At 71.8% G+C, this 11,440-nt stretch carries 11 protein-coding genes; 8 read left to right on the top strand and 3 right to left on the bottom strand.

Annotated features, from left to right (window positions below):
- Nucleotides 1-6 precede the first annotated feature (6 nt).
- Complete coding sequence (locus G569_RS0140660) at nt 7-912, bottom strand: NADP-dependent oxidoreductase (RefSeq protein WP_084286250.1); 906 nt, start codon at nt 910-912, stop codon at nt 7-9.
- Nucleotides 913-988: 76 nt separating this feature from the next.
- Between G569_RS0140660 and G569_RS0140655 the strand changes: the two genes are divergently transcribed.
- From G569_RS0140655 to G569_RS0140630, 6 genes are all read left to right on the top strand, one after another.
- Nucleotides 989-3,136, top strand: a complete 2,148-nt coding sequence (locus tag G569_RS0140655; protein ID WP_037502610.1) for a glycoside hydrolase family 15 protein — start codon at nt 989-991, stop codon at nt 3,134-3,136.
- 161 nt (nt 3,137-3,297) lie between these two features.
- Nucleotides 3,298-3,768 carry a hypothetical protein gene (locus tag G569_RS60100; protein WP_053227738.1) on the top strand — a complete coding sequence of 157 codons (471 nt, stop codon included), beginning with the start codon at nt 3,298-3,300 and terminating at the stop codon, nt 3,766-3,768.
- Between the two features lie 67 nt (nt 3,769-3,835).
- On the top strand, nt 3,836-4,735 hold the full coding sequence (locus tag G569_RS0140645) for an ABC transporter ATP-binding protein (RefSeq protein WP_028067653.1): 900 nt from the start codon (nt 3,836-3,838) through the stop codon (nt 4,733-4,735).
- The gene (locus G569_RS0140640) at nt 4,732-5,481 is read left to right on the top strand and encodes a DUF2705 family protein (protein ID WP_028067652.1); all 750 of its coding nucleotides are present in this window, start codon (nt 4,732-4,734) and stop codon (nt 5,479-5,481) included. Before G569_RS0140645 ends, G569_RS0140640 begins: the two co-directional genes overlap by 4 nt.
- A complete protein-coding gene (locus tag G569_RS0140635; RefSeq protein ID WP_211233222.1) occupies nt 5,478-6,575 on the top strand; it encodes a sensor histidine kinase in 1,098 nt (365 codons plus the stop codon). Before G569_RS0140640 ends, G569_RS0140635 begins: the two co-directional genes overlap by 4 nt.
- Entirely contained in the window at nt 6,572-7,240 is a 669-nt protein-coding gene (locus G569_RS0140630) for a response regulator (RefSeq protein ID WP_037502895.1), read from the top strand. The genes G569_RS0140635 and G569_RS0140630 overlap by 4 nt, the downstream gene beginning before the upstream one ends.
- Here G569_RS0140630 and G569_RS55835 read toward each other — a convergent pair.
- The gene (locus G569_RS55835; RefSeq protein ID WP_037502606.1) at nt 7,204-7,917 is read right to left on the bottom strand and encodes a YqjF family protein; all 714 of its coding nucleotides are present in this window, start codon (nt 7,915-7,917) and stop codon (nt 7,204-7,206) included. The two genes, G569_RS0140630 and G569_RS55835, sit on opposite strands and share 37 nt — an antisense overlap.
- Nucleotides 7,918-7,942: 25 nt before the next feature.
- Here G569_RS55835 and hemW point away from each other — a divergent pair, with 25 nt between their 5' ends.
- Complete coding sequence (hemW, locus tag G569_RS0140620; RefSeq protein WP_028067649.1) at nt 7,943-9,154, top strand: radical SAM family heme chaperone HemW; 1,212 nt, start codon at nt 7,943-7,945, stop codon at nt 9,152-9,154.
- Here hemW and G569_RS60095 read toward each other — a convergent pair.
- Nucleotides 9,076-10,404 (bottom strand): LCP family protein, encoded by a 1,329-nt coding sequence (locus G569_RS60095; protein WP_157592644.1) that lies wholly within the window; start codon nt 10,402-10,404, stop codon nt 9,076-9,078. The two genes, hemW and G569_RS60095, sit on opposite strands and share 79 nt — an antisense overlap.
- Before the next feature lie 163 nt (nt 10,405-10,567).
- Between G569_RS60095 and G569_RS0140610 the strand changes: the two genes are divergently transcribed.
- Nucleotides 10,568-11,374, top strand: a complete 807-nt coding sequence (locus G569_RS0140610) for a hypothetical protein (protein ID WP_028067648.1) — start codon at nt 10,568-10,570, stop codon at nt 11,372-11,374.
- Nucleotides 11,375-11,440: the final 66 nt, after the last annotated feature.

The raw sequence follows: 11,440 nt of genomic DNA, 5'->3' as shown, positions 1-11,440 counted from the left end.
TGCCGACTATCCCTGTTGCGTGCCGCGGGCGAGGATGACGACCTTGCCGTGCTTGCCCGAAGCGAGGCTGCGTTTGAACGCGTCAGCCGCATCGGAGAGCTCGAAGGTCGAGTCGATGGCGACGCGAAGCTTGCCGTCCTCCACAAGGCGGGTGAGCTCGACCAGCTGTTCCCGGCTCGGCTCCACGACGAAGTACGTGCCCTCCCCGGGCGGCTCCTCGGCGACGGTGACGAGACGGCCGCCGTTCGCGAGCAGCTCCGGTGCGCGCTCGAGGATGTGGCCGCCGACGGTGTCGAAGATGACATCCAGCGGGCTGACCCGGTCGTCGAGCTCTGTACGGCCGTCGATCACCTCGTCAGCGCCCAGTGCGCGTGCCCGATCGAACGCTTGGGGCGAAGCGGTCGCGATCACGTGAGCGCCGCGCCAGCGCGCGAGCTGAGTCGCGAACTGGCCGACACCGCCGACCGCACCGTGGACCAGCACCCGCTCGCCGGGCTGGAGGCGGCCGTGAACGAACAGCCCCTGCCACGCGCTCAACGCCGGCAGGGGGAGTGCCGCGCTTTCGGCGTGGGTGAGCGTGGAGGGTTTCGGGGCGAGCGTCGAGGCGGGTACGGCGGCGTACTCGGCGGCGACGCCATCGCGGTCGAACGGCGTCAACGCGTACACCGCGTCGCCGACCGCCACCGTGTCGACGTCGTCCGCGACCGCCGCGACGACCCCGGAGAGCTCGTAGGAGGGAACGGCCGGGAGCCGGTCGAGCGGCCACTCGAGCTCGCCACGCGTGATCGCGGCGGCGTGGACCTCGACAAGCACTTCACCGCCCTCGAGCGGCGGCGTGTCGACCGTCTCGAGTCCAAGCCCGTCTACGCCAGGCGTCGTGAGCCGGATCGCCCGCATTGTTCGCCGAATCACCGGGCCCAGGATAGGCGCGGGTCCAACGGGGTAGCACGAACTGCGGCAGGTTGCGTTTCGAGTCTGGGAGGAACTGATGACCTACCGACGGATCGCGGGGATCCTGGGTCTTGCTTTCGCGTGCGCGCTCATCGCCACGCCGCCCGCCGGGGCGACAAGCGGCGTGGCGCCTGGCGCACCCGGCGCGTCCGCACTGTGGACGCCCGGCGACAAGGACGGGTTCGGAACGTCCACCACGTCGGCCAGCACCGTCTGGCACACCCTTGGCGCGGGCGAGCTGACCGAGGTCTACTACCCGGACCTCGGCACCCCGGCGGTCCGGGATCTGCAGTTCGCGGTCAGTGACGGAAGGTCGTGGGTCGATCGTGAGCGCGAGGACACCAGCCACGCGCTCAGCCTCACCGACTCGCGCAGCCTCTCCTACCGCCAGGTCAACACCGACCCGGAGGGGCGCTACCGGATCACCAAGACCTACACGACGGACCCGAAACGCGCCGTGCTGCTGATCCGGGTTCACTTCGAGTCGCTCACCAACAAGCCGCTCCGGCTGTACGCGCTGTATGACCCGAGCCTGTCGGGGAACGGGGACGACGACTCCGGTTCGACCGCCGGCAGCGCGTTGGTGGCGTCCGACGCCAAGGCGGCCAGCGCGCTGGTCGCCTCCCCGGCGTTCACGAAGACCTCGAGCGGCTATCTCGGCACGAGCGATGGCTGGAGCGACCTGCACGCGGACTATGAGATGAACGCCAACTACACCTCGGCGCCCAACGGCAATGTCGTCCAGACCGGCCGCTTGGAGCTGACCGGCAAGGCGGGAAGCCAGGACGCGACGCTGGCCCTCGGCTTCGGAACCTCTGCCTCGGCGGCGCGGTCGGCCGCCAACGCCTCGCTGGCCGCCGGCTACGGCGCCGCCGAGCGCGCGTACCGAACCGGCTGGCACGACTACCTCGCCGGCCGCTCGCGGCCGCGCAGCGTCGCCGGCCACGAGGAGCTTTACGACGTCTCGCTCATGGTCCTCGCGGCCTCGGAGGACAAGACCTTCCGCGGCGCCGAGATCGCGTCGCCGACGATGGCGTGGGTGTGGGGCCTGATCCCTGGCTACAACGGGCCGTACCACCTCGTCTGGTCGCGCGATCTCTACCAGATGGCCACGGCCCAGATCGCGGCGGGTGACCGCGCCGCCGCGGGGCGGGCGCTCGACTACCTCTGGACGCGCCAGCAGCAGCCCGACGGGTGCTTGCCGCAGAACTCCAACCTCGACGGCTCCCCGCACTGGGGCGGCCTGCAGCTCGACGAGGTCGCCGACCCGATCCTGCTCGCATCCCAACTCGGCCGCACCGACGCCGGCACCTGGAGCCACGTCCAGCGCGCGGCGGAGTGCATCCTCGCGAAGGGCCCGGTCACGCAGGAGCGCTGGGAGAACGCGACCGGCTACTCGCCCGCGAGCATCGGCGCCGAGATCGCCGGGCTGGTGTGCGCCGCGCAGATCGCGCAGGCCAACGGCGCGACCGCGGAGGCCGCCCGCTACCGCTCGATCGCCGACGACTGGCGCTCGCGCCTCGATCAGTGGACCGTGACCACCAACGGACCGCTGTCGGCGTCGCCCTACTTCCTGCGACTCAGCATCGACGGCGACGCGAACGCGGGCACCACCTACACGCTCGCCGACGGCGGTCCGACCGTCGACCAGCGAACGGTCGTCGACACGAGCTTCCTGGAGCTCGTGCGCCTCGGCGTCCTGCGCGCCGACGACCCCGACGTGCTCTCGACCCTGCCCGTGGTCGACCGTGAGCTCGGCGTCGACACCCCGACCGGGCAGTTCTGGCACCGCTTCAACCACGACGGCTACGGCGAGACCCCGGACGGCCGGCCGTTCGGGACCAATGACGGCATCGGACGCCTGTGGCCGATCTTCGCGGGCGAGCGAGGCGAGTACGAACTCGCCGCCGGGCAGCTCACCGGCAAGGTCGCGGCCGCGCGAGCAGCCGCGAAGACACGCCTCGACGCCATCGCGAACACCGCCAACGACGGGCTGATGCTGCCCGAGCAGGTGTGGGACGACAACCCGCCGGCGAGCGGTCACACAGTGGGGACCGGCACGGGCTCGGCGACGCCGCTCGGGTGGACGCACGCCCAGTTCGTCCGGCTCGCCTGGTCGATCGACGCCGGAAGCCCCGTGGAACGCCCACGCCTCGTGAGTTGCCGCTACGACGGCCCGTGCTAGGACCGTCGTAGATGTCGCCCGCGTAAGGCCTCGCTGCCGTCGCATGCGTATCGCCGGTCGTGAAAGTCGGACAGGATTCCCGATCCGGCCGCCGCGTCTGGCGATCAGACTCTGGTGTCGAGATGATCGGTGCACGTGTTCAGCGACGACGGGCAGAGCGTGTGGTGCTCGTCGACCTGCCGGGCGGCGGCAGCATGCTGCAGCGGGTGACGCTCGCGGCGCGGGTGAACGCGCGTCTGCGCGTCGCCGCGCTCGACCGCGCGCTGGCCGGCGGCGCCGTCCCGGACTCCGAGGTCGCGTTGACGCTGCATGCGCGGCGGCTGATCTCGCCGGCCGTGCGCCGACAGTTGGCGCGCGCGTTGCGGGGCGTCGCCGAAAGCTCACGACGGCCGTCCTTGCCGCCGGCCCGATGGCCGGGCACCCACGTCGCGTCGGCCAGCTCGGATCTGCTCGCGCTGGCGGAGCACCTCGAATCCGCCGCAGTGGTGGACGCTCGTGGTGTGGCGCGCGTGCGAGTGCTGCTCAGCGACGCCGGCGGGCCGCTGCACTTCAGCGGGGATGCGCACCGTCTGGTCCTGGCCGCGCGTGAAGCGGTCGCCGCGCTCGACCCGTACGCCTCAGGTCGTACCTGACCCTTCGCGAAAGATCAGCCTCGAGACGGTTGTTCGCGACAGAAACGCGGCCGTAGCTTGGCCGGCGATGATCGAAGCGATCGACTTGACGAAGCGCTACGGCGCGAAGACGGCCGTGGACGGGCTCTCGTTCACGGTGCGGCCGGGGGTGGTGACCGGTTTCCTGGGGCCGAACGGCGCGGGCAAATCCACGACGATGCGGATGATCGTCGGGCTCGACGCGCCCACCACGGGCGAGGTCACCATCGACGGCACCCGCTACCGCGACCTGCCGGCGCCGCTGCACCGGGTGGGCGCGCTGCTGGAGGCGCGCTCGATCCATCCGGGCCGCTCGGCGTTCAACCACCTGCTCGCCCTCGCCCAGACCCACGGGATCTCTCGCGCGCGTGTGAACGAGGTCATCGAGCTGGTCGGCCTGCAGCCGGTCGCCCGCAAGCGCGCCGGGACGTTCTCGCTCGGCATGGGCCAGCGGCTCGGCATCGCCTCGGCGCTGCTCGGCGACCCGGACACGCTCGTGCTCGACGAGCCGGTCAACGGCCTCGACCCCGAGGGCATCCACTGGATCCGCACGCTGCTGCGCAGGCTCGCTGCCGAGGGTCGCACGATCTTCGTGTCATCCCATCTGATGAGCGAGATGGCGTTGACCGCGGACCACCTGATCGTCGTCGGCCGCGGGCGCGTGCTCGCGGACACGTCCACCGCCGACTTCATCGCGCAGTCCTCGCCGGCCGTCGTCCGGGTCCGTTCGCCGCACGCGGCGCGGTTGCGTGAGCTGCTGATGGCCGAGGGCGTCACGATCGGCTCCGACGAGCCCGGCGTGCTGGAGGTGTCAGGCCTCACCACGGACGCGATCGGCGAGCGCGCCGCGGCGCACCGCCTGACGCTGCACGAGCTCGCCACCCGCCAGGCCTCACTGGAGGACGCGTTCATGGAGCTCACCCGCGACGCCGTGGAGTACGCGACATGAGGGTGATCGCCTCGGAGTTCACGAAGCTCCATTCGCTGCGGTCCAGCCGGCTGTCGCTGCTGATCGCGCTCGGCCTGGTCGTCGGCCTCGGCCTCTTCGTCCCGTGGCTGAGCGTGTCCGACTGGCAGGAGGGCACGCCGACCGCGGGCTACAACGCCGTCGAGCGCAGCCTCAGCGGCATCTACCTCGCCCAGATCGCGTTCGGCGTCCTCGGGGCGATGGTCGTCACGGGCGAGTACGCGACCGGCTCGATCCGCTCCACGTTCGCGGCGGTCCCGCGCCGCCTGCCGGTGCTGTGGAGCAAGCTCGGGGTGTTCCTCACCGTCACGCTCGTGCTCGGGACGATCGCGAGCGTGCTGGCGTTCGTGTTCGGCCAGGCGATCTTCTCCACCAAGCACGTCGACGCGTCCTTCGGCGACCCGCACGTCCTGCGCGCGGTCCTCGGCTGCGGGCTCTTCCTCGGGGCCATGGGCGCGTTCGGGCTGGCGCTGGGCGCGCTCATGCGCAACACCGCCGCGGCGATCACGACGCTCACGCTCGCGCTCTTCGTCGTGCCCGTGATCGTCGACGTGCTGCCCAAGGGCGACAAGATCGGGCCCTACCTGCCGTCCGCGGCGGGGCTGACGATCACGACGGTGTCGACCAGCGGACCGCTGAGCGCGTGGGGCGGCTTCGGCCTGTTGTGCGCGTACGTGCTCGCTACGATCGCCCTCGCCGCCATTCTGCTGGTGCGCCGAGACGCGTGAACCGCCTGACCCGTCACCCGCTGCTCGCCGACCTGCTGCTGACGCTGGTCCTGCTGGCGCTCGGCGTCGTGGGCTCGCACGGCACCGCCCGGCTGTTCGGCATCGCGCTCACGCTTCCGCTGATCTGGCGCCGGCGGGCGCCGTTCGCGGTCTTCACCGTGATCGCCGTGACCGCGTTGGGGCAGTGGCTGGCGGACGTCAACCAGTTCTCCGACGTCGCCCTGCTGATCGCGATCTACACCGTCGCGGCGCAGGAGTCGCGCGGGCGCCTGATCGCGGCGTCCGCGATGCTCGAGCTCGGCATCGTGCTCGCCGTCGCGCGCTGGGCCGACACCGCTGTGGTGGCGAGCTTCGTCCTGCTCACCGGCATGGCGACGGCGGCGGTCGTGCTCGGCCTGAACGTGCGCACGCGGCGCGCGTACCTCGCGTCGGTCGAGGAGCGCGCGGCGCAGCTCGAGCGCGAGCGCGACCAGCAGAGCCAGCTCGCCGCCGCGGCCGAGCGGGCGCGGATCGCGCGCGAGATGCACGACATCGTCGCCCACAACCTCTCGGTGATGATCGCGCTGGCGGACGGCGCGAGCTACACGGCGAGCCGCGAGCACGCCGCGGATGCGATGCAGCAGGTGTCCAAGACCGGCCGGCATGCGCTGGGCGAGATGCGGCGCCTGCTCGGCGTGCTGCGCTCCGACGATGCCACGGCGTTGTCGCCCCAGCCCGGTCTGGCCGATCTCGAGCCGCTGCTCGAGCAGGTCCGCGCCGCCGGTCTGCACGCCCGCCTGGAGACCTCCGGCGAGCCTGTCGCGTTGGGGGCGGGAGCAGAGCTGACGGTCTACCGACTCGTGCAGGAGGCGCTCACGAACACCTTGAAGCACGCGGGAACGGACGCGAGCGCGACCGTCCGGCTGCACTACGACGCGGACGGCGTCGAGGTCGAGGTGACCGACGACGGCCACGGCCGGTCGCGGGTCGCCGCCGGCGGGCAAGGATTGAACGGGATGCGCGAGCGCGCGGCGGTCTACGGCGGCGAGCTCGAGGCGGGTCCGGCGCCGCAGGGCGGGTGGCGCGTGCGCACACGGCTCGGGAGCGCGGCGTGATCAAGGTCCTGCTCGCCGACGATCAGCCGCTGCTGCGCATGGGCTTCCGCATGATCCTCGAGGCGCAGCCCGACATGGAGGTCGCGGGCGAGGCGGCTGACGGAGAGCAAGCCGTGGCCCGCGCCGCGGAGTCCTCGCCCGACGTCGTGCTGATGGACGTCCGCATGCCCGAGCTGGACGGGATCGAAGCCACCCGCCGGATCGTCGCCTCGGGGAGCGACGCGCGGGTCCTGATCCTCACCACGTTCGACCTCGACGAGTACGCGTTCAGCGGCCTGCGCGCGGGCGCGAGCGGCTTCCTGTTGAAGGACGCGCCGCCGGAGGAGCTGCTGGCGGGGATCCGCGCGGTGGCGGGCGGGGACGCGGTCGTGGCGCCGAGCGTCACCCGCCGCCTGCTGGACGCCTACGCGCACCAGTTCCCCGACGCGCACGCGCCCGCGACCCGCTCAGAGCGCCTCGACCCGCTGACCGAGCGCGAGCGCGAGGTGCTGCTGGCGGTGGCGGGTGGGTTGTCCAACGCTGAGATCGCGGCGCGGCTCGTCGTCTCGGAGGCGACCGTGAAGACCCACGTCGGGCGCATCCTCGCCAAGCTCGACCTGCGCGACCGGGTGCAGGCGGTGATCTTCGCCTACGAGACCGGGCTGGTCCGCGCGTCCCAGCGCTGAGGTGGCGAGACGGTGATCGGCGAGCCGACGGCGAGCGAGAGGTGGCTCGGCGTCGCGTCCGCCAGCCACGCCCACTCCGCGCCGTAGACGGCGCCGAAGTCCACGTCGAGGCCGAGGTCCTCAACCTCGCGCAGCGCCCAGGTGGGGTGCGCGACGTTGTAGAGCAAGGTCGCGCCGTCGCGGCGCCGGCCGACGCCGAGCGAGTGGTCCGTGAGCCAGTGGGCGGCGCTTCCGGCCTCGGGGACGACCGCGTCGGCGGCGCCTTTCATGGTCAGGGCGGAGGTGCGCCCGAACCGGTGCCACACCTCGACGCCACCGCCTTCGGTGGGCGTCACGCCGCAGCGCATCGGGATCCGCTCGTACGGCTCGTTGTACAGCAGCCGCGCGACCGCCGCGATCGCCCGCCGCGGCACGAGCTCGCGGATGAACACGACGCCACGCTCGCCGCCGTGGCGCACGTAGAAGCGCAGGTTGATCTCCGGGAACGCGATGTGGCGCGGGATCGCCAGCCCGCGGACCCGCGTGCGGCGGAACTCGAACGCCACCAGGCTCACGCGCGGGGAGCCCTCGAGCGTGTCGATCGTGGCGCCCCGCGGGAGGTATGGCAGCAGCTGCTCCTCGTCGGCGGCGAACGTGACCGCGGCGACGTTCAGCCATTCGGCGGTCAGGAAGGGCACGCCGCCAATCTAGACTCATCCGGCCGTGGCCCGACTTCCCGCAGGAGATCCCGCACCCGCCGACGGCGCGTTGCCGGAGGCGGCGCTCGACGGCGTCGGGACGCGACCGTTCGGATTCTACGTGCACGTCCCGTTCTGCGCGACGCGCTGCGGCTACTGCGACTTCAACACGTACGTGCCGGGCGAGCAAGGCGCCGAGCAGGCGAGCGGGTACGTCGCCGCGGTGCTCGCCGAGATCGACCTCGCGGCGCGGGTGCTCGGCTCGCCCCCGCAGGTCGACACGGTCTTCTTCGGCGGCGGGACGCCCACGCTGCTGTCCGCGGCCGATCTGACGACGATCCTGCGGCGGATCGACGAGCGGTTCGGGTTGAAGGCCGCTGCCGAGGTCACCACCGAGGCCAACCCCGAGTCGGTCGATCCGGCCAAGCTGGCGGCGTTGCGAGAAGCCGGGTTCACGCGCGTGTCGCTGGGAATGCAGAGCGCGGTCCCGCGCGTGCTGGCGATCCTCGACCGCGTCCATTCGCCCGGGCGGCCGGAGCAGGCGGTCGCCGAGGCGCGCGCCGCGGGGTTCGAGCAGGTGAGCCTCGACCTGATCTACGGCACGCCGGGGGAGACCGCGTCGGACTGGCTGATGTCACTCGAGGCGGCGCTGAGTGCCGCGCCCGATCACCTCTCGACCTACTCGCTGATCGTCGAACCGGGCACGCGGTTGGCCGCACAAGTGCGCCGCGGCGAGCTGGTCGTGCCGAACGAGGCGGTGATCGTCGACCGCTTCGAGACCGCCGAGCGCGTGCTGGCCGAGGCCGGCATGGCGTGGTACGAGACCTGCTCGTGGGCTCGGAGCGAGGCCGCCTGGTGCCGCCACAACCTCGGCTACTGGAGCGGGGGCGACTGGTGGGGCGCCGGGCCCGGCGCACACAGCCACGTCGGCGGCGTGCGCTGGTGGAACGTGCTGCACCCGCGGGCGTGGGGCGAGCGGCTCGCCGCGTCGATGTCACCCGCGGCGGCGCGGGAGCTGCCCGGTGCGGACGAGGTCCGGCTCGAGCGGGTGATGCTCGGGCTGCGGCTGCGCTCAGGCGTCGCGTTGGGCGAACTCACGCGCGACGGTCGCGCCGCCGCCGAGCGTCACGTCGCCGACGGGCTCCTCGAGCCGGACGATCACGCCGCGGGCCGCGCCGTCCTGACGTTGCGCGGGCGGCTGCTCGCCGACCCGGTCACGGTCGACTTGGCCGCCTGACGCGCGATGGCGAGCATCTGCGCGTTGGTCAGCGAGAGCGTGAGCGTGTTCGTCACCCACATCGAGCCCTTGTCGGTCTGCAGCGCGACGCGGCGCAGACGGCGGCCGTCGTAGAAGAGCTCGAAGGTGCCGCGCCGTACGTCGGGCGCGGCGAGGATCGGCGGGTCGGTCCAGTCCGTGCTCTGGATCCCGTAGTACTCGCCGAGACCGATCCGCACCGAGCGACGGGATGCGCGGTGGCGCGTGCCGTGGGTGTCGGTGAGGGTGTAGACGCGCGTGGCGGTCTCGCCCTGCGGGATGCGGGTGGGCTTCGGGGCGCCTCGACGGGACGTCTTCGTCGCGGCGGCGACCGTCGGATGCTCGAATCGGCGTACGGCCGCGCGGATCGCGGTCGGCGTGGCGTAGACGTAGCTGGCACCGAGCGTTGCCGGGAACGGCACCTCCTGGACGGGCTTGCCGATCACGTCGGCTGCGAGCTTGACGAGCTCGGCCACCTGCTTGGTGCCGCGAATGTCCGTGCGGGTGTGCTCGCCGAGCGCCCGCAGCAGGGCGCGCCGGTCGCCGAGCAGCTCCTTGACGCCGAACTGCCCGCGCGCCTGACGCAGGAAGTCGTGCTGGCGCGCGGCGCGGACGAGGTCGTTGTCGCCGTGGCGGTAGCGGACGTAGTCGAGCGCGTCGCTGCCGCAGAGCCGCTGGTAACCGGCCTGGATGTCGATCGACGCGTAGTTGGTGGCGGCGGTGCCGACGTTGCGGTTGAAGTAGCGGCGGTCGACGTCGGTGTACACGCAGCCGAGCCGGTCCACGAGCGCGCGGAAGCCGGCGAAGTCGACGTCGATCACGTGATCGACGCCGATGCCGAGCAGGCGGCGGATCGTCTTGACGGTGAGTGGGGCCCCGCCGTACGCGTACGCGGCATTGAGCTTCGCGGTGCCCTTGCCGGGGATCGTCACCTGCAGGTCGCGCGGGATCGAGAGCACGGTCACCGCGCTCGCCCGCGGGTTCAGGCGGACGAGCATCATCGTGTCCGAGCGGGCATCGCTCTTGGCGGCGGTCGCGCGATGGTCGGAGCCGATCAGCAGGATCGTCTTGGCGGCGCCGGTCGGCTCGGGCGTGGTGGCCTTCGGGATCTCCACCCGCGGCTGCGCCTCCAGGACCCGCGCGGTCGCGTGCAGCTCGTTGGCGCCGATCGCGAGGGTGGCGCCGGCGCAGCTGACGAACACGATCGCGCACGCGATGAGGAGACGGAGCATCTCCACTAGGTCTCGGCGGGATGCGGTGGAGCTTGAATCTGTCACCGCGCGAACACGCGTCGCGCGGGCGAGACGGCGTCAAACGCGCGGGTGTGACGTCACGCCGGTTTCCGGGGCGGGTCGTGGCACCCCGGGCAGTCGGGCCGGCACTAGCGTCGGCCCGATGGCGGTCCGTCACAAGTCCCGGCGCAGGGAGGACGAACACGCTGCGCGTCTCGAGGAGGAGCGGTCGGCGGATGCCGGCGGGCGCGTCCTCGCGCTGCAGCGGACGGCCGGCAATCACGCCGTCGGCGCAATGCTCCAGCGCACGGTCAAGGTCAACAAGTCGCTGCTCAAGGCGCCTCCGCCCGTCACGCCCGCCATCAAGAAGGCGCTTCCCGGCGTCGACGCGAAGGCGCTCACCGCCGAGGCCAGGAACTGGATCGGCGACAACAAGAAGGGCAAGGAGCGCGAGTTCGACTCCGACTTGGAGCTCTACCAGGCGATAGCGAAGACGTTGGCCGCCGCCGCCGCTCCGCGCGATGAGAATCGCTGGACGATCCTCGGCCAGGCCGTCAAGAAGAAGGGCGACGTGACCACGGTCAAGTGGGCGACGTTCAGCGCCCCGGAGGCACAGGCGCTCGAGGCCGAGCTCTCGGCCTGCACGATCCAGCTCTCGTCGAACCCGGACACGACGGCCGCCCATGGCAACTCGCACGGCAAGCTGCCCAAGCCCGGCCTCGGTGACGGGCTCAAGAAGTTCTCCAAAGGCGAGCAGGTCGACAAGACGCCGTACTTCGAGTTCCTGGTCTCGGGCCAGTCCGCGACCGGCATCACGCGCGGTATCTACGACTACGAGTCCAACCTGGTCTACCTGACCGCCCACTACGACAAGGGAAGCTTCGTCCTGCTCTCCGGCGCACCCGCGGCGCTGGCCACCAACTGGCGGGCCAAGGTCACGGAGTTCAAGCGGATCCAGAAGGGCCAATAGGAGCCGCGGACGCGGCCCGTCAGCGGAACGTCTGCGCCACGTCAGCGTGGTTTCAAAGGATGCCGT

This window comes from Solirubrobacter soli DSM 22325 (genome assembly GCF_000423665.1).
In the GTDB taxonomy this organism is placed as follows: Bacteria; Actinomycetota; Thermoleophilia; order Solirubrobacterales; family Solirubrobacteraceae; genus Solirubrobacter; species Solirubrobacter soli.
The sequence above is the reverse complement of the archived record's forward strand: the minus strand, read 5'-3'. Positions and strand labels throughout refer to the sequence as shown.